The 25,913-nt window shown below is 65.3% G+C and carries 24 protein-coding genes and 1 tRNA gene; 6 read left to right on the top strand and 19 right to left on the bottom strand.

Translation table 11 applies throughout. From position 1 onward, the window contains the following. Positions 1 to 4 precede the first annotated feature (4 nt). From yidC to argB, 3 genes are read left to right on the top strand one after another with little or no spacing between them, the layout of a single operon-like run. On the top strand, positions 5 to 1,750 hold the full coding sequence (gene yidC / locus T331_RS0110685; protein ID WP_026440009.1) for a membrane protein insertase YidC: 1,746 nt from the start codon (positions 5 to 7) through the stop codon (positions 1,748 to 1,750). Next, on the top strand, positions 1,693 to 2,394 hold the full coding sequence (gene yihA, locus T331_RS0110680) for a ribosome biogenesis GTP-binding protein YihA/YsxC (RefSeq protein ID WP_008492491.1): 702 nt from the start codon (positions 1,693 to 1,695) through the stop codon (positions 2,392 to 2,394). Before yidC ends, yihA begins: the two co-directional genes overlap by 58 nt. 7 nt (positions 2,395 to 2,401) lie before the next feature. Continuing rightward, the gene (gene argB / locus T331_RS0110675; protein WP_008492490.1) at positions 2,402 to 3,295 is read left to right on the top strand and encodes an acetylglutamate kinase; all 894 of its coding nucleotides are present in this window, start codon (positions 2,402 to 2,404) and stop codon (positions 3,293 to 3,295) included. 114 nt (positions 3,296 to 3,409) lie between these two features. On the opposite strand, the gene T331_RS0110670 is transcribed toward argB, so the two are convergent. The 12 genes from T331_RS0110670 to T331_RS20290 all read right to left on the bottom strand — a co-directional run bounded on the left by T331_RS0110670 (position 3,410) and on the right by T331_RS20290 (position 16,380). Beyond that, positions 3,410 to 4,417 carry an inorganic phosphate transporter gene (locus tag T331_RS0110670; protein ID WP_035179935.1) on the bottom strand — a complete coding sequence of 336 codons (1,008 nt, stop codon included), beginning with the start codon at positions 4,415 to 4,417 and terminating at the stop codon, positions 3,410 to 3,412. 7 nt (positions 4,418 to 4,424) lie between these two features. Then, positions 4,425 to 5,483 carry a DUF47 family protein gene (locus tag T331_RS0110665; RefSeq protein ID WP_211248714.1) on the bottom strand — a complete coding sequence of 353 codons (1,059 nt, stop codon included), beginning with the start codon at positions 5,481 to 5,483 and terminating at the stop codon, positions 4,425 to 4,427. A 157-nt stretch (positions 5,484 to 5,640) separates the two neighbouring features. Then, entirely contained in the window at positions 5,641 to 6,825 is a 1,185-nt protein-coding gene (gene prpF / locus T331_RS0110660) for a 2-methylaconitate cis-trans isomerase PrpF (RefSeq protein ID WP_026440005.1), read from the bottom strand. Between the two features lie 5 nt (positions 6,826 to 6,830). Continuing rightward, a complete protein-coding gene (gene acnD, locus T331_RS0110655) occupies positions 6,831 to 9,428 on the bottom strand; it encodes a Fe/S-dependent 2-methylisocitrate dehydratase AcnD (protein WP_026440004.1) in 2,598 nt (865 codons plus the stop codon). After that, positions 9,425 to 10,111, bottom strand: coding sequence for a GntR family transcriptional regulator (locus T331_RS0110650; protein WP_026440003.1), 687 nt, complete (start codon positions 10,109 to 10,111; stop codon positions 9,425 to 9,427). The genes acnD and T331_RS0110650 overlap by 4 nt, the downstream gene beginning before the upstream one ends. 78 nt (positions 10,112 to 10,189) lie before the next feature. Next, the gene (locus T331_RS0110645; protein ID WP_026440002.1) at positions 10,190 to 11,008 is read right to left on the bottom strand and encodes a phosphodiesterase; all 819 of its coding nucleotides are present in this window, start codon (positions 11,006 to 11,008) and stop codon (positions 10,190 to 10,192) included. Further along, complete coding sequence (locus tag T331_RS0110640; protein WP_026440001.1) at positions 11,005 to 12,036, bottom strand: ABC transporter ATP-binding protein; 1,032 nt, start codon at positions 12,034 to 12,036, stop codon at positions 11,005 to 11,007. Before T331_RS0110640 ends, T331_RS0110645 begins: the two co-directional genes overlap by 4 nt. After that, on the bottom strand, positions 12,033 to 12,827 hold the full coding sequence (locus T331_RS0110635; RefSeq protein ID WP_322786131.1) for an ABC transporter permease: 795 nt from the start codon (positions 12,825 to 12,827) through the stop codon (positions 12,033 to 12,035). Before T331_RS0110635 ends, T331_RS0110640 begins: the two co-directional genes overlap by 4 nt. A gap of 8 nt (positions 12,828 to 12,835) precedes the next feature. Further along, positions 12,836 to 13,654, bottom strand: a complete 819-nt coding sequence (locus T331_RS0110630; RefSeq protein WP_026439999.1) for an ABC transporter permease — start codon at positions 13,652 to 13,654, stop codon at positions 12,836 to 12,838. Beyond that, entirely contained in the window at positions 13,654 to 14,667 is a 1,014-nt protein-coding gene (locus T331_RS0110625; protein WP_026439998.1) for an extracellular solute-binding protein, read from the bottom strand. The genes T331_RS0110630 and T331_RS0110625 overlap by 1 nt, the downstream gene beginning before the upstream one ends. A gap of 7 nt (positions 14,668 to 14,674) precedes the next feature. Further along, entirely contained in the window at positions 14,675 to 15,694 is a 1,020-nt protein-coding gene (locus T331_RS0110620) for a LacI family DNA-binding transcriptional regulator (protein WP_026439997.1), read from the bottom strand. Between the two features lie 86 nt (positions 15,695 to 15,780). Next, entirely contained in the window at positions 15,781 to 16,380 is a 600-nt protein-coding gene (locus tag T331_RS20290) for a TetR/AcrR family transcriptional regulator (RefSeq protein ID WP_035179932.1), read from the bottom strand. Between the two features lie 60 nt (positions 16,381 to 16,440). Here T331_RS20290 and T331_RS0110610 point away from each other — a divergent pair, with 60 nt between their 5' ends. Beyond that, positions 16,441 to 17,004: a hydrolase gene (locus tag T331_RS0110610; RefSeq protein ID WP_026439996.1), complete on the top strand. Its 564-nt coding sequence runs from the start codon at positions 16,441 to 16,443 to the stop codon at positions 17,002 to 17,004. 92 nt (positions 17,005 to 17,096) lie between these two features. Here T331_RS0110610 and T331_RS0110605 read toward each other — a convergent pair. The 5 genes from T331_RS0110605 to T331_RS0110585 form a co-directional block, all read right to left on the bottom strand. Beyond that, positions 17,097 to 17,189 (bottom strand) — tRNA-Ser (locus tag T331_RS0110605). Positions 17,190 to 17,502: 313 nt separating this feature from the next. Next, a complete protein-coding gene (locus T331_RS0110600) occupies positions 17,503 to 18,375 on the bottom strand; it encodes an N-formylglutamate amidohydrolase (protein ID WP_244876934.1) in 873 nt (290 codons plus the stop codon). Between the two features lie 12 nt (positions 18,376 to 18,387). Beyond that, positions 18,388 to 19,848, bottom strand: coding sequence for an oligosaccharide flippase family protein (locus tag T331_RS18080; RefSeq protein ID WP_051622317.1), 1,461 nt, complete (start codon positions 19,846 to 19,848; stop codon positions 18,388 to 18,390). A 57-nt stretch (positions 19,849 to 19,905) separates the two neighbouring features. Then, on the bottom strand, positions 19,906 to 21,126 hold the full coding sequence (locus tag T331_RS0110590) for an SLC13 family permease (RefSeq protein ID WP_035179928.1): 1,221 nt from the start codon (positions 21,124 to 21,126) through the stop codon (positions 19,906 to 19,908). Continuing rightward, positions 21,123 to 22,262, bottom strand: a complete 1,140-nt coding sequence (locus tag T331_RS0110585) for an MFS transporter (RefSeq protein WP_211248713.1) — start codon at positions 22,260 to 22,262, stop codon at positions 21,123 to 21,125. Before T331_RS0110585 ends, T331_RS0110590 begins: the two co-directional genes overlap by 4 nt. Positions 22,263 to 22,377: 115 nt before the next feature. Between T331_RS0110585 and T331_RS0110580 the strand changes: the two genes are divergently transcribed. Beyond that, positions 22,378 to 23,211: an undecaprenyl-diphosphate phosphatase gene (locus T331_RS0110580; protein ID WP_026439992.1), complete on the top strand. Its 834-nt coding sequence runs from the start codon at positions 22,378 to 22,380 to the stop codon at positions 23,209 to 23,211. After that, positions 23,208 to 23,969, top strand: a complete 762-nt coding sequence (locus T331_RS0110575) for a GDSL-type esterase/lipase family protein (RefSeq protein ID WP_026439991.1) — start codon at positions 23,208 to 23,210, stop codon at positions 23,967 to 23,969. Before T331_RS0110580 ends, T331_RS0110575 begins: the two co-directional genes overlap by 4 nt. A 90-nt stretch (positions 23,970 to 24,059) precedes the next feature. On the opposite strand, the gene atpC is transcribed toward T331_RS0110575, so the two are convergent. Beyond that, positions 24,060 to 24,476, bottom strand: coding sequence for an ATP synthase F1 subunit epsilon (atpC, locus tag T331_RS0110570; RefSeq protein ID WP_026439990.1), 417 nt, complete (start codon positions 24,474 to 24,476; stop codon positions 24,060 to 24,062). 3 nt (positions 24,477 to 24,479) lie between these two features. Then, positions 24,480 to 25,913, bottom strand: coding sequence for a F0F1 ATP synthase subunit beta (gene atpD, locus T331_RS0110565; RefSeq protein ID WP_008492404.1), 1,434 nt, complete (start codon positions 25,911 to 25,913; stop codon positions 24,480 to 24,482).

Genomic DNA, 25,913 nt, shown 5'->3' with positions numbered 1-25,913 from the left:
CCTGATGGACACCAAGCGCCTCATCCTCGCCCTTGCCATATCCTTTGGCATTTTAGCGGTGTTCACCGTGGTGCAGGAGAAATTCTTCCCGCATCCCGCCCCCAGCCCGGCGCAGACCGTGCAGCAAGCGAAGGAAGCCGCCGGCACCAAGCAAGCGGCGATCGAGGCCGGTGCCCCCGGCACCGCGCAGAGCGCGCCCGCCAACGGGCCGCGCCTCGCCGTCGATGCGCCGATGCTCAAAGGCAGCATCGGGCTGACTGGTGCGGTGTTCGATGACGTGGTGCTGAAAGGCTATCACGAGACCATCGCCAAGGATTCGCCGCTGGTGCAGATCGAGGGCCGGCGCGGCGGCGACACCCCCTCCTACGCCCAGTTCGGCTGGACCGCGCCGGATGGCGTGAAGGTGCCCGATAACAGCACCGTCTGGACCCCCAGCGCGCAGACGCTGACGCCGGGTAGCCCGGTCACCCTCTCCTGGGATAACGGCCAGGGCCTGACCTTCCAGCTGCTGCTGAAGATCGACGATAAATTCATGTTCACCGTCATCCAGAACGTGGTCAACCACGGCGCGGCGCCGGTGAAGCTTTACCCCTGGTCACGCGTGGTGCGCGATTATCAGCCCAAGGTCGCCTCCAGCTGGGTGCTGTTCGATGGCCCGCTCGGCGTGTTCAACGGCACGCTGAAGCAGGAAGGCTATGGCGCGCTGAAGAGTGAGGGCGAGAAGAAGGCCGGCGGTGTGGCCTATTCCACCTCCGGCCCCGGCGGCTGGGCCGGCATCACCGACAAATACTGGCTGACCGCCGTGGTACCGACGCAGAGTGCCACGATGAACGCCACGATGAGCTATGGCACGGTGAGCGACGGCGATGGCGGCGCCTACCAGACCAGCTTCATCACCCAGACCCCGCTCGACGTGCCCGCCGGCGGCCAGGCGGGTTTCACCAGCCATCTCTTCACCGGCGCCAAGGTGGTGAAGATCCTGGATCAGTATCAGAGCCAGTATCAGATCCCGGCCTTCTACAAGGCGGTGGATTTCGGGCATCTCTATTTCCTGACCAAGCCGATCTTCTTCTGCCTGGACTGGCTGAACACCCTCACGGGCAATTTCGGCCTCGCGATCATCATCTTCACCATCGGCGTGAAGCTGCTCTTCTTCCCGCTGGCGAGCTATTCCTACCGCTCGATGGGCCGGATGAAGGCAATGCAGCCGAAGATCGCGGCGTTGAAGGAGCAGTATAAGGACGACAGCACCAAGCTCCAGCAGGCGACGATGGAGCTGTATCGCAGCGAGAAGATCAACCCGGCCTCGGGCTGCCTGCCGATGGTCGTGCAGATCCCGGTCTTCTTCGCGCTGTACAAGGTGATCTTCATCACCATCGAGATGCGCCACGCGCCGTTCTTCGGCTGGCTGCATGACCTCTCCGCGCCGGACCCGACGAACATCTTCAACCTGTTCGGCCTGATCCCGTTCGACCCGATGAGCATCAACCCGATCCTGCATGTCGGCCTGCTGCCGATCATCATGGGCGGCACGATGTATCTGCAGCAGAAGCTGAACCCGGCCCCGGCCGATCCGGCGCAGCAGAAAATGTTCCAGTTCATGCCGGTGATCTTCACCTTCATGCTGGCGCGCTCGCCGGCGGGGCTGGTGCTGTACTGGACCTGTAACAACATTCTTTCCGTGGGGCAGCAATGGCTGATCATGCGCAGGGCGATGGCGCCGAAGCAGACGGTCCCGGCAAAGGGCTGAATTTCGAAACCGCCGGGCCCAGCCCGGAGCAGATCGAGGCGGGGCGCAAGCTCTTCGCCTCCCCTTGCGAGTTCTTCTATGCCGCGCAGGCGCTGGACCATCTGCCAGAGCCGCGCGGCAATGAAATCGCGCTGGCGGGGCGCTCCAATGTCGGCAAATCCTCGCTGATCAATGCGATCACCGGGCGCAAGGCACTGGCGCGCGTCTCCCACCAGCCCGGCCGCACCCGGCAGCTGAACTTCTTTGAATGCCAGGCGGGGCCTGTGGTGCTGGTGGATATGCCAGGCTACGGCTATGCCGAGGCGCCGAAGGAGATCAAGCGCGACTGGCAGGGGCTGATGCTGGATTATCTGCGCGGCCGCCCCAATCTGCGCCGGGTGTTCCTGCTGCTGGATGCGCGCGTCGAGATCAAGGTTTCGGACGAGACGGTGATGGAGCTGCTCGACCAGGCGGCGGTGCCGTTCCAGATCGTGCTGACCAAGGCCGATTCGGTGAAGCCGGCGGCGCTGAAGCGCAAACAGGATGAGGTGCGGGCTTTGACCGCGCAGCACCCTGCCGCCCTCCCCCAGATACTCACCACGTCGAGCGCGGGCAGCATCGGCATCGAAGAGCTGCGCGCCGCCATTGCCGAATTCGTTGAATGAGGACGAGATGACCAGAGCAGACATCACAGACGCGACCCGCGAAGCGCATATCGTCACCAAGGTGCTGCCGTATCTGCGCCGTTATGCGGGTGCGACCATCGTGGTGAAATATGGCGGGCATGCGATGGATGGGTCGCTGGCCAATGAATTCGGGCGTGACATCGCGCTGCTCAAGCAGGTCGGCATCAACCCGGTGGTGGTGCATGGTGGCGGGCCGCAGATCAATGCGATGCTCAAGCGCCTCAACATCCAGTCCAGCTTCATCCAGGGGCTGCGGGTGACCGACGCCGCCATGGTCGAGGTGGTGGAGATGGTGCTGGCCGGCACAGTGAACAAGCAGGTGGCCGGGCTGATCAATGCCGCCGGGGCGCTCGCTGTGGGCATCTCGGGCAAGGATGGCGGGCTGATCCGCGCCCGCAAACTGCGCCGGACCTACAAGGACCCGGATAGCGCGATCGAGCAGGTGCTGGATCTGGGCTATGTCGGCGAGCCGATGTTCATCGATACCCGCGTCATCCACGCGCTGACCGGCGCCGGGCTGATCCCGGTGATCGCCCCGGTGGGGGCGGGCGAGGATGGCCAGACCTACAATATCAACGCCGATACCGTGGCCGGCGCCATTGCCGGGGCGCTGAACGCGCAGCGTTTGCTGATGCTGACCGACGTGCCGGGCGTGCTGGATAAGAGCAAGACGCTGCTGGCGGATTTGTCGCTGACGCAGATCCGTTCGCTGATCGCCGATGGCACCATCTCCGGCGGGATGATCCCGAAGGTGGAGACCTGCATGGAGGCGGTGACGCAAGGCGTGAAGGGAGCGACCATCCTGGATGGCACCGTGCCGCACGCGCTGTTGCTGGAGCTGTTCACCGAGCATGGCATCGGCACGATGATCCATAAATAACGCAGGGTTTTTCAACACAAACCGCTGAAAAACCGGGGGGTTGGCGCAATGACGCCGGCACCCCGTTTTTACGTGTCTCGCCGGCTTTTGCCCCCTGGAGACGATCCGGGCGGTTCAGAGCGCGGCCACCAGCAGATAAACCACCGCGCCGACCACAGCCGAAGCCGGGATGGTCACCAGCCAGGCCACCACCACGCGGCTCGCCACACTCCAACGCACCGCCGAGGCCCGCCGCGCCGCCCCTACCCCTACGACGCAGCCCATGATGGTATGGGTGGTGGAGACCGGCACGCCCAGCGCGGAGGCCGAGAACAGCATGATCGACCCGCCCGCCGAGGCGCAGAAAGCCTGGTGCTGGTCCAGCCGGGTGATCCGGCTGCCCATGGTCTGGATGATCTTCCACCCCCCCGCCAGCGTGCCCAGCGCCATCGCGATGTAGCAGCCAACCACCACCCAGCCCGGCACATGGAAATGCGGCCCGAGCAGCCCTTGCGAGAACAGCAGCACGGCGATGATGCCCATGGTCTTCTGCGCGTCATTGGCGCCATGGCCCACCGAATAGGCCGCCGCCGAAAGCAGATGCAGCGGCTTGAACATCGCTTCCGCTCCCCGCGCCGTCACGCGCTGGAACAGCCAGCTGGTCAGCAGCATCAGCGCCATCGAGACGAATAGCCCGACCAGCGGCGAGATCACGATGGCCAGCACGGTCTTGTTCACCCCGCCCCACACCACCGTATGCCAGCCCGCATGCGTCACCCCCGCCCCCAGCAGTCCGCCGATCAGCGCGTGGCTGGAGGAGGAGGGAATGCCGCGCCACCAGGTGAAGACATTCCAGGCCATTGCCCCCACCAGCGCGCCGAACACCACTTGCGGGGTGACCACATGCGCATCGACGATGCCCTTGCCCACCGTCGCCGCCACTTTCAGCCCGAAAATCCAATAGGCGGCGAAATTGAAAAAGGCGGCGAAGGCCACCGCCTGCATCGGACCCAGCAGCCTTGTGGAAACCACCGTGGCGATGGAGTTGGCGCTGTCATGCACGCCATTGACGAAATCGAAGGCCAAAGCCAGCGCCACCAGGGCGATCAGCAGCGGCAAAGCCAGCGTGGCATGCGCGATCATGGCGGCCTCAGGAATGGTCTATGACGAGGCCGTCAATCTCGTTGGCGACATCCTCGAACCGGTCCACCACCCGCTCCAGATGGCTGAAAAGCTCGCGGGCGACGATAAAGCCCATCGGGTTCGCCACGCCATGCGCCTTGAAGGCTTTCTTCAGCCCGGCGGCATGGATGTCATCCGCCTGGCCCTCCAGGCGCACCAGCCGCCCGGTCAGCTCATGCAGCCGCGCCGCGTTGGCGTGGATATTACGCAAGAGCGGCAGCGCCTCGCCCAGCAGCCGGGCGGAATCGGCAATGATGGCGCCCATGTCGCGCATCTCCGGCTCGAAGGCGGAAACCTCGAACAGAGCGGTGGCCCGGGCCGTCTGCTGCATCTCGTCGATGGCATCATCCATCGAGGAGATCAGCCCGGTAATGGCGCTGCGGTCGAACGGGGTGAGGAAGATGCGGCGCACGCTGCGCTTCACCTCACGGGTGATGGCGTCCGCCTCCTCCTCGCGCTCATTGATCTCGCGCATATGCTGGCCCATGCCCTCGCCGCCCTGCAGCAGGCGGGTCAACGCGCCGCTGGCGGCCAGCAAGGTCTGGCCATGCGCCTCGAACAATTCGAAAAACTGCCCCTTCTGCGGCAGCAGCGCCTGGAACCAATGAAACATCCGCAACCCGTCCTTCAAGCCCCGCAGCCGCTCCAGAAAGGCGGCGCGCTTATCCAAACTCGCCAGCTCGCTGCCGCGAAAACTGCGGATCAGCTGGCCCAGATCCACCTCATCCACCGCCTTGGCCGCCTCGCGCAGGGGAAACCAGCGCCGCTCGCGCTCGGCGCGCTCCGGCCATTCCTCCAGCAGCCCGGTGACGGCAAGCGGGAACACATCCACATCCACGAGCAGGGAGGCGCCGGTGCGCAGCAATTTCCGGTAGCGATAGCTGCCCAAAGCCGCCGGGCAGGCCGCGCCCTCGATCCCGGCTTCCTCGAACGCTTCCTGCGCGGCGGCGGCGTGCGGCGGCAGGCCCTTCATGCGGTTGCCCTTGGGCAGCACCCAGCGATGGGTGCGCCGGGAGGTGACGAGCATCACCTCGATCGGCGCATCCAGGGCGGTACCCGCGATACGGTAGGGGAGAGCGGCAATCTGGCGGATCGTTGAACCTGCGAACGTGAAAAAGACGGCTGAAAGCCGGGCTTATCCGCCGCTTCCCCTGTCACGTCAATGTCACATTTGCGCGCGTCAGTCAGCTCTCTTGCACAGGCACATGCACGAACCCGCTCATCAGCACCCGTGCCGAGCGGCTCATCACCGCCTTGGCCACCAACCAGGCGCCGTTCTCCTGCTTCGCCCCGGCGCCGACGCGCAGACTGCCCGAAGGATGGCCAAAGCGCACCGCCTCGCGCACACCGCCGCCGGCCGCCAGATTGACCAGCGTGCCCGGCACCGCAGCCGCCGTGGCAATGGCGACCGAGGCCGTGCCCATCATCGCATGATGCAGCTTACCCATGGACATGGCGCGCACCAGCACATCGATATCCCCCGCCGCGATTGGCTTGCCGGCGGAGGAGATGTAACCGGCGGGTTGCGCCACCCAGGCGAGCTTGGGCGTATGCTGGCGCGTGGCGGCCTCCTCCAGCGTCTTGATCAGGCCCATTTTCAACGCGCCATGAGCGCGGATCGTCTCCAGCCTGGCAAGCGCCGCGGGATCGCCATTCACATCATCCTGCAGCTCGGTGCCCTTATACCCCAGCGCCGCGGCGTTGAGGAAAATCGTCGGGATGCCGGCATTGATCATCGTCGCCTCGAAGCTGCCAATGCCCGGCACCTCCAGCGTATCGACAACATGACCAGTGGGAAACAACGCCCCGCCATCGCCTTCCTCGGCGGGGTCGAGAAATTCCAGCTCGATCTCGGCGGCGGGGAAGGTCACGCCATCCAACTCGAAATCCCCTGTCTCCTGCACCGCGCCATTCGTCATCGGCACATGTGCGATGATGGTCTTGCCGATATTCGCCTGCCAGATGCGGATGGTGGCGAAGCCGTCACGCGGCAGCCGCGCCGGATCGACCAGCCCGTTGCTGATCGCGAACGGCCCGACGGCGGCGGAAAGATTGCCGCAATTGCCTGACCAATCGACAAATGGCTTGTCGATGGCGACCTGGCCGAAGAGATAATCCACATCATGATCCGGCCGCGTGCTGGCACTCAGGATCACGGTTTTCGAGGTGCTGGAGGTCGCCGCCCCCATGCCGTCAATCTGCTTGCCGTAGGCATCTGGGCTGCCGATCACCCGCATCAACAGCGCATCACGCGCCGCCCCCGGCTTTTGCACCGCCGCCGGCAGATCCTGCAACCGGAAGAACACGCCTTTGGAGGTGCCGCCGCGCATATAGGTGGCGGGAATTTTAATCTGGGGGGCAAATGCCATGGCGCTCACTCCGCCGCCTGCGCGGCACTCAGGAAGTCCTCAGCAAAACGCTGCAACACCCCGCCGGCCTCATAGATCGAAACCTCCTCAGCCGTATCCAGCCGGCAGGTGACGATTTCATGCGACACCGTGCCATCCTTGTGATGGATGGTAAGCGTCAGCTCCGCACGCGGCTGCAGCGCGCCGGTGACATCATAAGTCTCAGTGCCGTCCAGCCCCAGCGTCAGGCGGGTGCGTCCTGGTTTGAATTGCAGCGGCAACCCCCCCATGCCGATGAGATTGGTGCGATGGATGCGCTCAAACCCTTCCGCGACAATCACCTCAACCCCCGCCAGCCGCACGCCCTTGGCCGCCCAGTCGCGCGAGGAGCCCTGGCCGTAATCCGCACCGGCGATGATGATCAAAGGCTGGCCGCGCTGCATGTAGGTTTCAATCGCTTCCCACATGCGCATGGTTTTGCCTTCCGGCTCCACCCGCGCCAACGAGCCCTTGCGTACCGCGCCCTGCTCATCGCGCACCATCTCATTCAGCAGTGTCGGGTTGGCGAAGGTGGCGCGCTGGGCGGTGAGATGATCGCCGCGATGGGTGGCGTAGGAATTGAAATCCTCTTCCGGCAGCCCCATCCGCGCCAGATATTCGCCCGCCGCCGAATCCGGCAGGATGGCGTTGGAGGGCGAGAGATGATCGGTGGTGATATTATCGCCCAATATCGCCAGCGGCCGCATATTGCGCAGGAGCCGCGCCCCGGCCAGCGCCCCCTCCCAGTAGGGTGGGCGGCGAATATAAGTGCTCTGGCCGCGCCATTCATAAAGCGGACTCACCTTGCGCCGGGCCGCGCGGGTGCCGAACATCGCCTCATAGACCGTGCGGAACTGCTCGGGCTTCACCGAGGCCGAAACCACCGCATCGATTTCCTCATCGCTCGGCCAGAGATCCTTCAACCGGATCTCCTTACCGCTTACATCATGCCCCAGCACATCGCGCTCGATATCAAAGCGGATCGTGCCGGCGATGGCGTAGGCGACAACCAAAGGCGGCGAGGCCAGAAAAGCCTGCTTGGCGTAGGGATGAATGCGCCCATCGAAATTCCGGTTCCCGGAGAGCACGGCGGTGGTGTAGAGATCGCGCTCGATAATCTCCTGCTGAATTGCCGGATCCAGCGCGCCGGACATGCCGTTGCAGGTGGTGCAGGCGAAGGCCACAATGCCAAAGCCAAGCTTTTCCAACTCTGCCGTCAACCCCGCCTCGTCCAGATACAGAGCCACCGCCTTCGAGCCAGGGGCGAGCGAGGATTTCACCCAGGGCTTGCGGGTGAGCCCGGCGCGGTTGGCATTGCGCGCCAGAAGCGCGGCAGCGATGACATTGCGCGGGTTGGAGGTATTGGTGCAGCTGGTAATCGCGGCGATGATCACGGCGCCATCCGGCATCTTCCCAGCTTCCTCCACCCAGGGTGCGGCCACACCACGCGCGGCAAGGTCCGAAACAGGTAACCGCTTATGCGGGTTGGAAGGCCCGGCCATGCTGCGCACCACGGAAGAGAGATCAAAGCGCAGCACACGTTCATATTCGGCCTGCGCGAAATCGTCAGCCCACAGACCATTCGTCTTGGCGTAGGTTTCGACGAGGACTAGCTGGGAGGCCTCGCGCCCGGTCAGGCGCAGATAATCGATCGTCTGCTCATCGATGGCGAACATCGCCGCCGTCGCCCCATATTCCGGCGCCATGTTGGAGATGGTGGCGCGGTCGCCAATGGTCAGGCTGCGCGCCCCCGCCCCGTAAAATTCCAGATAGGCACCAACGACTTTCTCACGACGCAAAAATTCGGTGAGGCTGAGCACGATATCGGTGGCGGTAATGCCCGGCTGCCTGCGGCCAGTGAGTTCGACGCCGATAATATCCGGCAGCCGCATCCAGGAGGCGCGGCCCAGCATCACATTCTCCGCCTCCAACCCGCCGACGCCGATGGCGATGACGCCGAGCGCATCCACATGCGGCGTGTGGCTGTCCGTGCCGACCAGCGTATCCGGAAACGCCACCCCATCCTGGGTGTAGATCACCGGGGAAAGCCGCTCCAGATTGATCTGGTGCATGATGCCATTGCCCGCCGGCACGACATCGATATTATCGAAAGCCTCGCGCGTCCAATTGATGAAATGGAAGCGATCGGCATTGCGGCGCTCCTCGATTTCCCGGTTTTTCTGAAACGCGTCTTTCTCAAACCCGGCATGCTCGACCGCCAAGGAATGATCAACAATCAGCTGCACCGGCACCACCGGGTTCACTTTCGCCGGATCGCCACCTTTTTCCGCGATCGCATCGCGTAGGCCAGCCAGATCCACCAATGCCGTCTGCCCCAGAATATCATGGCAGACCACACGTGCCGGATACCAAGGGAAATCGATCTCGCGCTTGCGTTCGATCAGCTGTTTCAGAGCCGCTTCCAGAAGCGCCGGGTCGCAGCGCCGTACCAGATTTTCCGCCAGCACCCGCGATGTATAGGGCAATGTCGCGTAGGCGCCGGGCGCAATCGCCTCCACCGCCTCGCGCGCATCGAAATAATCCAGCCCGGCCTGGCCGAGGGGCTTGCGGTACTTGCTGTTCATCGCTTGGGTTCCTGCAAATTCTGTTTTTCGATATTGAGCCGCGAGGTGCGGATATGCCGGCGCATCAAAAGCTCCGCGAGCTCACCGTCACCTTGCGCGATGGCGTCCAATATCCGGTGATGCTCGGCAAAGGCCAGCGCCGGGCGGTTGGGCATGCCGGCATATTGGATGCGATACATCCGGGCCAGCTGGTAAAGCTCATCGCATAACAGCCGGAACAGCATGGCATTGCCGCTGGCCTTGACGATGCGATAATGAAAATCGAAATCGCCTTCCTGCTGATAATAGCCGCGCCCGGCCTGGAAGGCTTCATCGCGCTCATGCGCGGCCAGCACCGCGCGCACCGCCTCCACCTCTTGCGGGCTCATCCGCTCGGCCGCCAACCTGCAGGCCAGGCCTTCGAGCGATTCACGGATCTGATAAAGCTCGTTCAGCTCCTCGCGCGACAGCGCCACCACCCTGGCACCGACATGCGGCACCCGCACCAGCAGTTTTTGGCCTTCCAGCCGGTGCAACGCCTCACGCAAGGGGCCGCGGCTGATGCCGTAGGCGCGCGCCAATTCCGGCTCGGAGATTTTCGCGCCGGGCGCGATCTCGCCTTTCACGATGGCGGCCTGAAGCTGGCGCAGAACCTGTTCGGTCAGCGTCTCGCTCTCAGGGCTTGGCAGCGCGTCTTTGTCCATATTGTTGACAGATTCCGTGCCTTATTGCGTCGATTTGGCAGTAATCTACGCATAATCGGCTAAACTGTCAACAATCCATCATTCGATCAAGCGGCCCTCAGCGTCAAAGAACGGAAACGGCCCGGCCCAGCCGCCGGTCAGCGCGGTATGGCTGACCAACCCGCCCGCCTCGGAAAACGCATGCAGTTGGTAGCCGCCCGGCTCCATCATGAAGGCCGACGGCGCGTCCTCGCGCAGATCCAGCACGACCTGATGCGCGGTGGAGGGCGCGATGGAGGCGATGCTGCCGGCCCAACCGGTGGTGATCGGCCGGTGCACATGCCCGCAAATCACCCGCAGCACCTGCTTATGCCGGCTGACGATGGCGGCGAAGGACTCCGCATCCGCGAGGCCGAGCTTATCCATATGGCCGATCCCGGTCGCGAAGGGCGGATGATGGAGGGCGATCAAGGTCGGGCGCTCCGGCTGCTCCTCCAGGCGCTGCGCCAGCCAGTCCAGCTGTCTCGCCCCAAGCGCGCCGCCGCCCTGCCCCGGCACCAGACTATCCAGCGCGATGATCCGCAATTTGTAGGCTTCGACGGTGTAGCAGGCCGGCCCCTCCATGCCGAGATAACCATGGCCGGGAAACGCCGCGCGCAGCGCCTCACGCGCATCATGGTTGCCGGGCAGCAGATAGAAAGGCTGGGTGAGCTTGGAAAGATGCCGCACCAGTCGCGCATATTCCTCAGGATGGCCGGTATCAACCAAATCTCCGGTGAACAGCACCAGGTCCGGCCGCATCGGCAGCGCCGCCAGATGGTCAAGTGCCGCCTCCAACGCCGCCGATGTATCCACCTTCCGGTAGGCGAGCTGGCCTTCGCGCTTGATATGCAGGTCGGTCAGTTGCGCGATGATCATGCGGCGGAACTTTCAGGCAGGATAATGAGATGATCGAGATCGAGCGACACCGGAACCATGGCCCCCGGCAGTGCCTCCAATCCAGGCGGCGCATCCAGCGCCATCGCCGTGCCATCAGGCAAAGTGACACTCAGGCGTGTGCGCTCACCCAGGAATTGCGCGGCCTCGATGCGCACCGGCACGCCTTCTGCCGCCACACGCAGCGCCTGCGGGCGCAGCATCACCTTGCAGCGCCCCGGCGCCTGCGCGCACGGCGCCTGCAGCCCAGCCACATGCAGCAGCCCAGCCGCGACATGTCCTGAAAATCCCGTGCTGGCGCCGATGAAATCCGCGACGAATGCATCCGCCGGCCGAAACCAGATTTCGCGTGGCGTGCCGATCTGCGCGATATGCCCTTTACGCATCACCACCAGCCGGTCGGCCAAGGCCATAGCCTCCTGCTGATCATGCGTCACATAGATGGTGGTGATGCCAAGCCCGCGCAGCAGCGTGTTGATCTCGCCACGCAGCGTATCGCGCAATTTCGCATCCAGAGCGGTCAACGGCTCGTCCAGCAGCAGCACATCCGGCGCGGCGGCCACGGCGCGCGCCAGGGCGACACGCTGGCGTTGCCCGCCGGAAAGCTGGGCGATGGCGCGGTTGCCGAGATCCGGGATGCGCATCATCTCCAGCATCTCGGCCACACGGGCCTGGCGCTGCGCCTTCGCAACACCGCGGATCTTCAAGCCATAACCAATATTTTCGGCGACACTCATATTCGGAAATAGCGCATAGCTCTGAAACACCATGCCGACATTGCGCTTCTCGATCGGCAAAGCCGTCACATCCCGCCCGCCGAAGAGAATGCGCCCGCCTGCATCCGGGCTCTCCAGCCCGGCGATCAGCCGCAGCAGCGTGGTCTTGCCGCAGCCTGAAGGCCCCAGAAACACCAAGGTTTCACCGGCATGGATGGAAAGATCCACCGGTTCCAAGACGCGCGTGGCGCCAAAAACCTTGCCGCATTGATGCAAGGTGATGTCAGTCGTCATGGTTTCTCTCCGGCGCGCGGCTTCGTAGCGCGCTGCAAGGCGAGCAGCAGCGGCACAGTCATGATGAAAAAGATCAAGGTATAGGCGCTGCCGATTTCCAGACGCATTGAGGCGTAGGCATCGGCCAGCGCCACCGGCAAGGTCTTGGTCAGCGGCGTGTGCAGAATCCAGGTGAGGTTGAATTCGCCCATCGATAGCGTGACGACGCTGAGCGCCCCCGCCAGAATACCGTTTTTGCAATTGGGCAACACCACGCCAAGGAAGCGCCGGGCAAACCCCGCACCGAGACTCGCAGCACCTTCCTCAAGCGTTTGTAAATCCGCCGAAGCCATCACCGCCAGCACCGCGCGGACCATGAAGGGTAGCGTGAACAGCACATGCCCAGCCAGGATGAACCAGATGCTCTGGCGGAAATCCCCCCAGCCATCATAGGCCACCACCAAAGCCAGCCCTGTCGCCAGCCCCGGCACGGCAACGGGCAGAATCAACGCCTCCTCCGCCAGCCGTGCCAGCCGGCCAGGCGCACGCGCCAGCGCATAGGCGGCGGGAATGCCGATCAACGCCGTCGCCACCAGGCAGAGCAAGGCGATTTCGATGGAGAGCAGGATCGTCGGCCAATACAGGCTGAGCACCTGCTCCACCCACTGAAAGGTCAGCCCTCCGCGTAGCCCCAGAAAGGCGTTGCGCATCAATCCGGAAAGCACAGAGTAGGCCATCGGCACCGCGATGAACAGGCAGGACGCCAAAGTCACCGCCGCCTGCAGCCAAAAGCCGAATTTGTAAGGTTTCATCATTGCATTTAACCGCTTGCGGCAACACCCGCGCCGGTCAGGCTGCGGGCCAGAAACAACGCCGCCCAGCTCACCAACCCGAGCAGCAAACTCAGTGCCGCGACCGAGGAGAGATCCGTGGTCAGGGTGAAATCCGTGTAGATCATCATCGGCAGCACGGTCACGCGCGTTGCCAAGGTGAAGGCCGTGCCAAACGCGCCCATCGAGGTGGCGAAGGTGAGTGCCGCCGCCGAGACCAGCGCCGGGCGCAAGGCCGGCAGCGTGATATCCCTGAATATCTCAAAAGGTTTTGCGCCCAGGCTGCGCGCCGCCTCCTCCAGCGCCGCATCCAGCCCGCGCGCTGCCGCCAGCATGGTCAGCACCACGCGGGGAATGGAGAAATAGAGATAGCCGAGAAACAGCCCCCAGACCGAGTAGGCGAACACGATCCGCCCACCATGCAAAGCGAGGCTGAGCTGGGTAACCAGCCCCTGCCGCCCACCCAGCATGATGATCATGAACCCTACCACTACCCCTGGAAAGGCCAAAGGCAATGTCAGGATCGATACCAAAAGCCCCTGCCCAGGAAATTCATGCCGGCCCAAAAACAGCCCGCAGATGCCACCAACTATCAGCGTCGCCAGCGTCACCAGAACGGAAAGAATGAAGGTGGCGAGCAGGCTTTGCAGATGCCGCGCATCGCCCAGCGCCAGCGCGTAGCCGGCCCAGCCATGCGCGCCCTGCCCGCCGACATGCAGAAAGATGCCGAACGGGACGACAAAGAACCCCAGAAACACCAGGACGGCTGGCAGGGCGAGCCCTGCCAGCCTGAGACGCGATGGCGCCATTAGGACACTTCAGCCAGATAGCGCGCGGCAAAGCCCTTCTGCGCCGCCGCAAGCGCCGCCAGATCCACCGGGCGCGCCCGGGCATAATCGGAAGCCGGCAGGAAGCGCGCCTCGATCTCCGGCGGCAGCGCCACCGGGCGGGCCGGGCGCAGATAGGCCTTCGCCCACAGCGCCTGGCCTTCATCGGAGAGGGTGAAGTCCAGCAGCTTCTTGCCGTTTGCCAGATGCGGCGCGCCCTTCAGCAGCGTCATCACATAAGGGAAACTCACGCTGCCTTCCCGCGGAATCACGAACTCCACCGGCGCCTTGTCGGTATATTTGGCGCGGTAGGCATCGAAATCATAGTCCAGCAGAATCGGGATCTCGCCAGAGAGCACACGGGCATAGGCGGTCTGCTTGGGCACGATCGGCTGGTTCGCCTGGAGTTTCTTGAAGTAGGTGATGGCCGGGGTGAAATCCGTGTAGCTGCCGCCCATCGCGAGATTGACCGCCACCGCGCCGACATAGCCGACCGCCGCGCTGGACGGGTCCAGATAGCCGATCAAGCCGCTATAATCTGGCTTCAGCAGATCCGCCCAGCTCTGCGGCACGGGCTTGCCGCCCAGCGCCGCCTTGTTGACGAAAAAGCCCAGCGTGCCGCTATGGATGGCGAACCAATAGCCGTCCGGGTCTTTCTGCCCGGCCGGCACCTGGTCGAACCCGGCCGGCTTGTAGGGCTGGGTCAGCCCGTCCTGCTTGGCCTGAATGCCAACCTGCCCGCCCAGATACATCGCATCCGCCACCGGATGCGCGCGCTCGGCCAGGGCCGCGGCCATCGCCTGGCCACTATTCTTGTCATCAGCCGGCACGAAAATGCCGGTTTTCTGCTGAAACGCCTTCAACTGGCCGGCCCAATCCGCCCATTCCGGCGGGCAATTATAGCAAATCGCCGTCTCCTGGGCGAAGGCGCGGCGGGAGATCGCGGTGCTGGCGGCAAGCGCACCGGTCAGCGTCAACATGGTACGTCTCAACATGGCGTGGTCACTCCTGGGGGGTTGCGGCCGCGAGCGACTGCCCGGGCCGGTAGCGATGGGAAAGGCGGATCTGCGCGGGCGGGCTGGCCTCGGCCAGGCGCGCCAGCAGATGCAGGAAGGCGCGCCGGCCCATCTCGCGGGCCGGCTGCACGATGGAGGCGAGGCTGGGACTGATCAGCTGGCCGACATTGATGCCGTCCATGCCGATGACCGAGACATCCCCCGGCACCGCCAGCCCGAGCGCGCGCAACCCGGCGATGGTGCGCAGCGCCAGCAGATCATTCGAACAGAACAGCCCGGTCGGCCGGCCAGAGGCGGTGAACACGCCGCCCAGCGCCGCCGCCGCCTCGGCATTGAAATCGGCCTCGATCAAGGCCGGCGCCGGCAGCCCGGCCTGCGCCACCGCCTGCATGAAACCGCGATGGCGACGGCGCGAACGGTCCGAGGCGAGAAACCGCCCCGCCACCATCGCCAGCCGCCGATGGCCTTGGGCGATCAGCGCGCGCGCCGCATCCGCCCCGGCCGCCTCGTTATCGACGGCGACGCTGGCGCGTTCCGGAAACGGCGATTCATTGTGAAACAGCACATAAGGCTGACCGGCCTCGTCCAGCGCATCCAGGGTCGGGCTGCGCTCGGCATCCGCGACGGTGACGATCAGCCCGGCCACGCGCTCGGCCAGCAGCCCCTCCATCGCCGCCCGCTCCTGGGCGGGGTCGTAATCGCTGGAGGTGATCAGCACCGTCCAGCCCGCCTCGCGCGCCGCCTCCTGAATCCCGGAGACGCTGTCGGCGAATACCGGGTTGGCGAGGGTGGGCAGCAACACGCCGACAGCCCGGCTCTGCCCCCTGCGCAGATCCCGCCCCATGCGGTTGGGCCGAAAGCCCAAGGCGCGGACCACCTCCTGCACGCGCTGCGCCGTCTCCGGCCTAATCCGCGCCCCGCCATTCAGCACTCGCGAGACGGTGGCGATGGAGACACCGGCCTGCGCGGCGACATCGTGCAAAGTGGGGCGGGGTTGCGATTTCATGCGGGCGCTTTAGCGCGCCGCCGATGACAATTTCGCGACAGTCCGGAAACGCTTTTATGAAAATGAAAACGTTTACATCATTTCCCTTATCCGGCGCGCAGATACATCCCGAGCATCCGCGTCAGCTCCGCCACCAGCTCTTCCTCCTGCCCTGCCTTGGGCACCTGCTTCATCATCAGCAGCACCGGCATCGCCATCGCCGCCGCGCGGCCGGGGGCGAGTGGCGGCCTGGCTTGAAGCAAAACGGCTTCCACCAAAGCGCGGCTGCGCGCACGGAACGGCCGCGCCTGGCCCACCAGATCCGCACAAGCCTCCAGCAAGGAAGGCGCCAGCGCCCGGTCCTGCTCATGCGCGCGCAGCACCGCCAGCAGCCCGGCCGCCAGCGCCTCCGGGCTCAAACCCGGCGCGGCATCGCGCAGCGCCCCCAGACTTTCCTCCAGCCGCGCGGCATAGCGCTCCAGCAGCGCCATCGCCACGGCGGATTTGGAGGGGAAAAACTGGTAGAGCGAGCCGATCGGCGCCCCGGCGCGTTTGGCGATCTCGGTCATCGTCGCCGCCTCCACGCCTTTTTCCGCAAATAGGCTTGCGGCGGCTTCCAGCAGTGCGGCCACACGCTGCACGCCGCGCGCCTGCTTGGGCGCCTTGCCGGGCTGGGTCGCGCTTGACGAATGTGAGGACACGCTCATATATCCGAATGTGAGGAAATCCTCATAATACAGTCCCCCTTATCTGAAAAGGCTGTTGCCATGACCGAGCTTGATCCCGCCCGCACCGCCCTGGTGCTCATCGACCTGCAGAACGGCATCACCGCCCTGCCCACCAGCCCGCGCAGCGGTGCGGACATCGTCGCCCGCACCCTGCCCTTCGTGGAAAAATGCCGCGCCGCCGGGGTGCTGGTGGTGCCGGTGCATGTCGGCTGGCACGCGGATTTCGGGGATGCGCTGCGCCAGCAGGTGGACGCCCCCGGCAATCACGGCACGCTGCCCGATGACTGGCTGAATTTCGTCGAAGGTCTGGTGCAGCCGGGCGATGTCACCATCATCAAGCGCCAATGGAGCGCCTTTCATGGCACCGAGCTGGACCTGCAGCTGCGCCGCCGCGGCATCACAAATATCGTGCTCTGCGGCATCGCCACCAATATCGGCGTGGAATCCACCGCGCGGCAGGCCTGGGAGCATGGCTATCAGCTGGTGCTTGCCGAGGATCTCTGCACCTCGCTCGGCGACGGCGCGCATGAATTCGCGATCAAGACGATCTTCCCGCGCCTCGGCCTGGTGCGCCAGAGTGCGGAAATCAACTTCAAGGCCTGACCGGAAAGCCGCACCGGTCATACCGGGGCGGCAAATAGTATACCGAAAGCGCGAAAACCGCTTAAAAAATATTGAAAATCAATAGGTTGTGCTGGCGGAGGAGATGGGATTCGAACCCACGATACGCCTTGACAGCGTATAACGGTTTAGCAAACCGCCGCCTTCAGCCTCTCGGCCACCCCTCCGGTGCACAGCGTCGCCTGAACGGCACCAGCCCGACGCTCATAATCGGCGGGCGCGCGAAGGTAAAGCCCAGGATGAAGAATAATCGTCGCGATTCAGCCGGATCTCGCACGGCACGGCCTGCCGGGCCAGCGCCCCGAGGAAAAAGCCGGTCCGGCATGAGGTGGCCGGGGAGCGGATTTATGCTGCGCCGCAAAATTTCTCTTGCACTGCAACATGAGTTTAGGTAAAACGATTTTACAGGGTGAGTTTTCTCCCCTGTTTCTTGGACGTTTCCTCCCTAAACTTGGCGGTGCTTTATGCACCGCCTTTTTTTTACTCTGCCGCTTGCTTGAAGTACGGACCAGGCAGGCCGCCTTGCCGCAGGGTCTGGATCACCTCCGCCAGAATCGCGGAAAGCCGCGCCTGCACCGCCTCGAAGCCGGGTTTGCGGGTATATTGGCGCTCATTCATGTAAAGCCCGCGCGCCAGCTCGATCTGCATCACCTGCACCGCCTCATGCGGGCGGCCATAATGGCGGGTGATGAAGCCGCCAGCGTACGGGTCATTCCGGCGCACCGAAAATCCCTGCCCGAGAAATTGCCCTTCGATGAAGTTCGACCAGGCCGGGCGGCAGCTGGCGCCGTGCGCGTCGCCCAGAATAATGTCCGGGCGCGGGCTCAACCGGCTGAACGGGGTGGGCATGGAATGGCAATCCAGCACCAGGCAATAGCCGAACCGCTCCAGATTTTCCTCGATCAGCCCGGCCAGCGCCTCGTGAAAAGGCCGCCAGCAGCTCTCGATTCGCGCCCGCGCCTCCTCGAAGAACAGCTTGCGGGCATAGATCGGCTCGCCAGTGCCGACGATCCGCGCCAGCGTGCCCAGCCCGCAGGCTACACGCGGGCTGGCGATATTCACGTAATCGGGCAACCGGTCCGCGAACATGTTGGGGTCCAGCTCCCAGGGTTCGCGATTCACATCGCACCAGGCGCGGGGAAATTCCGCCGCCAGCAGCGGCACACCCAAGGCCGGACCGGCGGCGAACAGCTCCTCGACGAAACTATCCTCCGAGCCGCGGATCGCCTCTGGCGTCAGCCGCGAGGCCTGCAGGAACGCCTCCGGATAGACCCGGCCGGAATGCGGCGAGGTCAGCACAAGGCCGGCCAGCTGCTGCGCCGGGCGGTGGAGGGTGATCGGCGGTGCGTCCATGGGTGCCGCCATTCAACCAGCATGGGGCCGGTTGGGCAAGGGAAACAGTGCCAGCCGCAGCCGTCGCGCCAAGGCCCGCAGCCGCACCGGCGCCAAAACCAGCACGATGCCGATGAAAGCCAACGCCGCAATGCCCGCCTGCAGGATCAGCGCCTGCCCCAACGCCGCCGGCAAGAGCGGCGTGACCACCCAGCCCGCCAGCCGCGCGCCAAGCAGCCCGGCCAGTGGCACCAGCAGCAGCCGGAAGAGCGGCCAGGCCAGATCGCGCTGGCCCTGGCGCAGCGCCAGCAGAAACAGCAAGGAGGAAGCCGCCCCGCGCGCCGCCAGCGCCCAGGCCAGCGCCGCCAACCCGAACGGTGCGGCCAGCCAGCAGGTCGCCAACATGCTCAGCGCATTCACCCAGGCATACCAGGAGACGAGCCCCACCCGCCCCAGCGCGGTGAGCAACGGGTTGATGATGCCGTAGAGGGCGAGGCTCGGCGCCACCAGGCTGAGAATGGCGAAGACCGGCACCGCCCTTGCCCAGCCCGGCCCGAACATCAGCAGCACCAAAGGCCGCGCCGCCGCCCCGCTCACCGCGCTGACGAAGAAGATCAGCAGGCACAGCGCATCGAGAATATGGCGCAACACCAAAGCCCGGCGCGGCGGGTCGTCACGCACCGCCACCAGTACCGGCAGCACCAGCTTGCGGGCGGGCAGAAACGCCACCTCCTGCAGCACCTCCAGCAGGCGCTGGGCGATGCGAAACTGCGCCAGCGCCACCAGCGGCAGCATCAACCCCAGCAGCAACACATAGCCGGTGAGGGCGATGAAATCGACAAAGGCCGCCTCCATCAGCGGGCGCGAAAAGGCGAAGCCGGCGCGCAGCACCGCCCAGCCAGGCGGGCGCGGCGGCACCCAGCGCGCGCAGGCGCTGGCCACCAGCGCATAGAAGCCCACCCCGACCAGACGCTGCGCCACCAGGGCCGCGACGCCCTGCCCGGCATAGGCCAGAGGCAGCGCGCACAGGCCCCCGAGCAGCGTGCTGCCGAGCGAGATCAGCCCGATGGTACGAAACCGGAATTGTGAGCTGAGCCGCGCCGAGGGGACGATGAGACAGCAGGTCATCACCACGCTCAACGCCATCACCCGCAGCACCGCCCGCAGCAACGGCAGATGATAGAGCCGCGCCGCCCACGGCGCGAGCAGCCACAACCCGGCCATGAACAACAGCGCGGTGAGCAGCTGGCTCCAGAACGCCCCGGCCTCCACCGCGCGGTCGCCAGGGCTGGCCTGCACCTGTTCGCCGGCGCCGGAATTGGCCACTATTTTGGCCAGCTCGGACATCGCCGAGGCAATCGCGATCAGCCCGACATCACGCGCCGGCACCACCCGCAGCAGCAAGGCCAGGATGGCAAACCCGGCTGCGCGCTCGGCCAGCACGGTCGCGAAATTCCAGGCCGCCCCGTGCGCGGTGCGCCGTGCCAGGCTCATCCCCGCCTCCGTTACAGAAACGGCATGAAACCAGCACAACCAGACGCTGTCAAAGGGTCAGAGACTCGCCCACAAGCCGAGCAGCGCCAGTGCCAAAGCAGGCGGCATCATCACCGCGCCCAGCGCCAGGAACCGCCAGGCGCTCATCGCCAGCCCCTCGCGGCGCAGCGCATTCAGCCAGAGGATCGTCGCCAGCGAGCCGGTGACGGAGAGGTTTGGCCCCAGATCCACCCCGATCAGCGCCGCCGCCTTCGCCCCGGCCGGGGCCTGGGCGAAGAGATGCGCCGCCAGCAGCCCGACCGGCAGGTTATTGGCGAGATTGCTGAGCAGCCCCAGCCCGGCACCTATTGGCCCAATCCCGGCATGCGCGAAGCCGGAGAGCACCCGCACCAGCCCGGCCTGGTCCAACGCCGCCACCATCACGAACAGCCCGGCCACCAGCGGCAGCACACTCCAAGAGACGCCGCGCAGGGCCTGCCAGGGTGGGGTGCGCGTCAGCAGGCTGACCAGCACCAGGCACCCGGCCCCGAGCAGGAAGGTCAGCGTGCCCAAGGCCCAGCCAAAGGCCGCCGCGGCGATCAGCAGCAGCGCCGCCACCCCGAGCCCGGCCAGCGTCCAGCGCCCGCCGGTGCGCAGTGGCACGCTCTCATCCGGCACCTGCAACCTCTCGCGCAGATGCGCCTTCTGGGTCAGCCACAAGGTCGCGTAACTCGCCAGGATTGCCAGCACCGAGGCCAGACCGAACAATCGCAGCCATTCCCCCAGGCGCGGCATATGCCCATCGAACAGCACCAGATTGGCCGGATTTGAAATCGGCAGCAGGAACGAGGCGGCATTGGCGACGAAAGCGCAGATCAGCAGATAAGGCAGCTTGTCCCGCGCCCCCGCCGCCCCGGCCATGGCGGCAACGGCCGGGGTGAACACCACCGCCGTCGCATCATTGGAGAGCAGCGCCGTAATCACCACCGCCAGCGCGTAAACCAGCGTGAACAGCGCCAGCGCCGAGCCCCCGGCCCAGCGCGCCAGATGCGCCGCCGCCCAGTCGAACACGCCTTCCAGCACCGCCAGCTCGGCCAGCAGCATCATGCCGATGAGAAACAGGTAAACCTGCGTCCCCTGCCCCACCGCCGCCAGCGCGCCACGCGGCGAGAGCGCGCTTAGGCCCACCAGCAGCAATGCCCCGGCCAGAGCCGGCCAAGCCTCCTTCATCCCGAAGGGCCGCGCCATGATGCAGCCCAGGCTGACCGCGACGATCAGCAACACAAGACCAAGGCTCATCTCCGGCGCACGCTGAGAAAATAGCCCAGCCCCACCAGCCCCAAAGCCCCGCCGGCGATGCACAGCCCAATCCAGCCACCTTGCGCCAACAGCACGCCGCAAGCGGCCGAGCCCGCCGCGCCGCCGAGAAAAAACCCGGCCATGAACACGCCATTCAGCCGCGAACGCAGTTCAGGGGCGAGAATATAGATCGAGCGCTGGCTGAGCACGAGATTGGTCTGCACCGCCGAATCCAGCACGATGCCGGCCAGCGCCAGCATCAGCACCGAATGGATCTGCGCCCCCAAAGCCGCGATGAGAAAGGCCAGCATCACGCCCAGCAGCGCCAGGATGGTGCCGGCGCGCGTATGGCCGCGATCCGCCATATGCCCGGCCCAGGGCGCCACCAGCGCCCCCGCCGCGCCCACCAGCGCGAACACCGCGATACCGCGCTGGGTGAAGCCGAACTGTGCGGCCAGATAAAGCGGCACCCCGGTCCAGAACAGCGAGAACCCGGCAAAGCACGCGGCATGCACCAAGGCGCGCTGGCGCAGCACCGCGAAGCGCAGCGGCAGCGTGAACAAGGAGCCCAGCAGCGCGAAATAATGATGGTTCGCCGCCGGCTGCCGATGCGGCAATTTGCGGCTCAGCAGCACCGCCATCCCGGCCATCGCCGCGGCGGAGAGAAAGAACACCATCCGCCAGGAGGAGAACGCCGCGATGGTCGAGGCGACAGGCCGCGACAGCAGGATGCCGAACAGCAGCCCGGAGGTCACCATCCCCACCACCTTGCCGCGCTGATGTTCAGGTGTCAGGTGCGCCGCCAGCGGGATCAGCATCTGCACCGCCACCGAGGTCACCCCGATCAAGGCCGAGACCACCAGCATCACCCGCGCATCCCAGGCGAATCCAGCCAGCAGCAGCGGGATGATCGCCGCCGAGATGGTCAGCACCACCAGGCGCCGATTCTCCACCAGATCCCCCAGCGGCACCAGGAACAGCAGCCCCGCCGCATAGCCGAGCTGGGTCAGGGTCACGATCAGGCTTTCCGCCTGCCCGCCCATATGCAGCGCCGGGCCGATCAACCCGATCAGCGGCTGCGCATAATAAATATTCGCCACGACAATCCCGCAGGAGGCGGCAAGCAACCCGACCATTTGTCGGGACGGAGATGATTCAGACATGGGCCTCGACTTAACGGCGCGGGAAAATTCTGCGAAGCAGCAAATGGGGCGTCCGGCTTGACCGCGCCATAGCTGAGGGGATGATTTCATGGATTTATTGCATGCCGTGCTGTTTGCCATCCTGCAGGGGGCGACGGAACTCTTCCCCGTCAGCTCGCTGGGCCATGCGGTGGTGGTGCCGGCCTTGCTGCATTGGCATGTGGACCAGGCGGCGCCGAGCTTCCTGCCTTTCCTGGTGATGCTGCATCTGGGCACCGCCTTCGGGCTGATCGCCTATTTCTATGTGGAATGGCTGGTGATGGCGCGCGGCGTGCTGGGGCTGGGCTATGAGGCCGAAAACGCCTCCGCCCGGGCGCTGCTGGGCAAGCTGATCGTCGCCACCATCCCGGCGGTGATCATCGGCGCGCTGCTGAAGAAACATATCGCCCATCTCTTCGCCAGCCCGATGATCGCGGCCGGCTTTCTCATCCTCAACGCCATCGTGCTGCTGGCCGGCGAGCGCCGGCGCGGCCAGCCTTTGCGCGGCACCACCATCGGCTATGTGGACGCGCTGATCATCGGCATCTTCCAGTGCCTGGCCTTCCTGCCGGGAATTTCGCGCTCGGGGGCGGCCATCGTCGGCGGGTTGCAGCGCGGCATCTCCTATGCCGGGGCGGCGAAATTCTCCTTCCTGATGGGCACGCCAGTGATCCTCGCCGCCGCCGCCGCCGAAGTGCCGAAGCTGATCAAGGCGCATGAGCTGCATGCGCTGTTCGGCATCTCGCTGGTGGCGGCCATCGTCTCCGGCATCGTCGCCTATGCCAGCACCGCCTTCCTGATGCGCTATTTCAAGGACCATGATGAGTGGGCGATGAAGCCGTTCGCGATCTATTGCGCGCTGGCCGGCGTGGCTTCGCTGGCGCTGCTGTGGGGCGGGCTGTGAGGCGCGCTCTGCTGGCGGCCGCCCTGCTGCTCGCCCCTGCCTTCGCCCCCACCGCCGCCCAAGCCAAGGTCAATCTCGCCGAGGCGCCGATCGGCCGCACCGACCTGCCCTGGTGGAATGCCCGCTGGCACGCCACGCTGGTCGAGAAGGCCGCGCATCCCAACGCCAGGCTGGTCTGGCTGGGCGATTCGATCACCTATTACTGGCAGCGCCAGGGCGGGCATGGCTATGACGACATCAAGCCGGTCTGGGACAAATATTACGGCCCCTATGACGCGCTGGATTTCGGCTTCATCGGCGACACCACCGCCTCGCTGATCTGGCGGCTCGACCATGGCCAGGTGGCAGGGCTGCACCTGAAGCTCGCCATCATCCTGATCGGCGCCAATAATTTCGGCCGGGTACATTGGGACGCCGCGATGACGGTGCCCGGCATCGAATCCGTGGTGGCGAACACCCAGAAGCGCCTGCCCGGGGCGCATATCCTGCTGCTGGGCGTGCTGCCCTGCATTCGCGGCCCCTGGGTGGATGCGCAGACCATCGCCACCAACGCCGATCTCGCCAAGCACTATGAGGGGAATGAAGGCGTCACCTTCGTCGATCTGCGGCATCTGTTCATCAAGGACGGCAAGGTGGACGCCTCGCTCTTTGTCGATCCGCATCTCACCCCACCGGAGCCGGCCTTGCATCCTGACCGTGAGGGCATGACGATGATCGCCCAGGCCATCGCCCCAATCGTGAAAAAATACGAGAACTGACAGCGCTCGGAGTCCACCGCTGCGCCGGCCCATAAAAAAGGCGCCCCGCGAGGGGCGCCTTAAGGTTACTCAGGGAGCAACGTAAAAATTTCAGGCCGCGGGCGCGAGCGCCACGCTATCCACCATCGCCTGGGCGGAGATCAGCGTATCTGAGGCTTCGCGATAGGCGTCGGCATCCTGCAGGTTCACCGCCGCGAAGGCCGCCTCGGCCTCCGCCAGCTTCGCCTGCGCCGCCGCCGGATCGAGATCAGCCTGGCGGATGATCTCGTCCGCCAGCACCGAGCAGCGGCCTTCCGTCACCTCGGCGAAACCGCCGGTGACAAAAAAGCGGTCGGTGATCTTCCCGGCCTCGTAGATATCGACCAGCCCGCCGCGCAGGCTGGTGACCAGCTTGGAATGGCCCGGCAGGATGCCGAGATCGCCTTCCGTCCCCGGAACCACGACCATGTCGACCTCACGGGCCAGCAGCAGCCGCTCCGGGCTGATGATTTCCAGGGCCAAGGGCATGGATCAGGCCTTCGCCGCCAGGGCTTCGGCCTTGGCGATCGCCTCGTCGATGCCGCCGACCATGTAGAAGGCCGCTTCCGGCATATGGTCGTAATCGCCATTCACCAGGCCCTTGAAGGAGCGGATGGTGTCCTCGATGCCGACGAACACGCCTGGCGAACCGGTGAAGACTTCGGCGACATGGAACGGCTGCGACAGGAAGCGCTCGATCTTGCGGGCGCGGGCCACAACCAGCTTGTCATCCTCGGAGAGCTCGTCCATGCCCAGGATGGCGATGATGTCCTGCAGGCCCTTATAGGTCTGCAGAATGCGCTGCACGTCGCGCGCCACCTTGTAGTGCTCCTCGCCGACAATGCGCGGGTCGAGCGAGCGGGAGGTGGAGTCCAACGGATCCACGGCCGGGTAGATGCCCTTTTCGGCGATCGCGCGGTTCAGCACGGTCGTCGCATCCAGATGCGCGAAGGTGTTGGCCGGGGCCGGGTCGGTCAGATCGTCGGCGGGCACGTACACGGCCTGCACGGAGGTGATGGAGCCCTTCTTGGTGGAGGTAATGCGCTCCTGCAGGGCGCCCATATCCGTCGCCAGGGTCGGCTGATAGCCCACCGCGGAGGGGATGCGGCCCAGCAGCGCGGACATTTCCGCACCCGCCTGGGTGAAGCGGAAAATGTTGTCCACGAAGAACAGCACGTCCTGGCCTTCCTGGTCGCGGAAATACTCGGCCATCGTCACGCCGGAGAGGGCGACGCGGGCGCGCGCACCCGGCGGCTCGTTCATCTGGCCATAGACCAGCGCGACCTTGGAACCGTCGGTGGTGCCGTCCTCGTTCAGCTTGATGACGCCGGCATCGATCATTTCATGGTACAGATCGTTACCCTCACGGGTCCGCTCGCCAACGCCCGCGAACACGGACACACCGCCATGGCCCTTGGCGATGTTGTTGATCAGCTCCTGGATGAGCACGGTCTTGCCCACGCCGGCGCCGCCGAACAGGCCAACCTTGCCGCCCTTCAGATACGGAGCCAGCAGATCCACCACCTTGATGCCGGTGACCAGGATCTCGGCGGAACCGGCCTGCTCCTCGAAGGAGGGGGCATCGTTATGGATCGGCGCGCGGGCGGTCGCCACGATCGGGCCGCGCTCATCGATCGGCTCGCCGATCACGTTCAGGATGCGGCCCAGCACACCCGGGCCGACCGGCACGGAGATGGCGGCCCCGGTATCGGTCACGGACTGGCCGCGGACCATGCCGTCGGTGCTGTCCATGGCGATGCAGCGCACGGTGCGTTCGCCGATTTCCTGCGCCACTTCGAGCACCAGACGGCGCTCGCCGATCTGGGTCTCCAGGGCGTTCTGAATGAAGGGCAGCGCGCCGTCGAACTGAACGTCGACAACAGCGCCATTGATCTGGGTCACACGGCCGGTGTTGTTGCTTGTCAT

The organism is Acidocella facilis ATCC 35904 (genome assembly GCF_000687875.1).
In the GTDB taxonomy this organism is placed as follows: Bacteria; Pseudomonadota; Alphaproteobacteria; order Acetobacterales; family Acetobacteraceae; genus Acidocella; species Acidocella facilis.
Note: the sequence above shows the minus strand (reverse complement) of the source record. Positions and strands in the feature narration are given on the sequence as shown.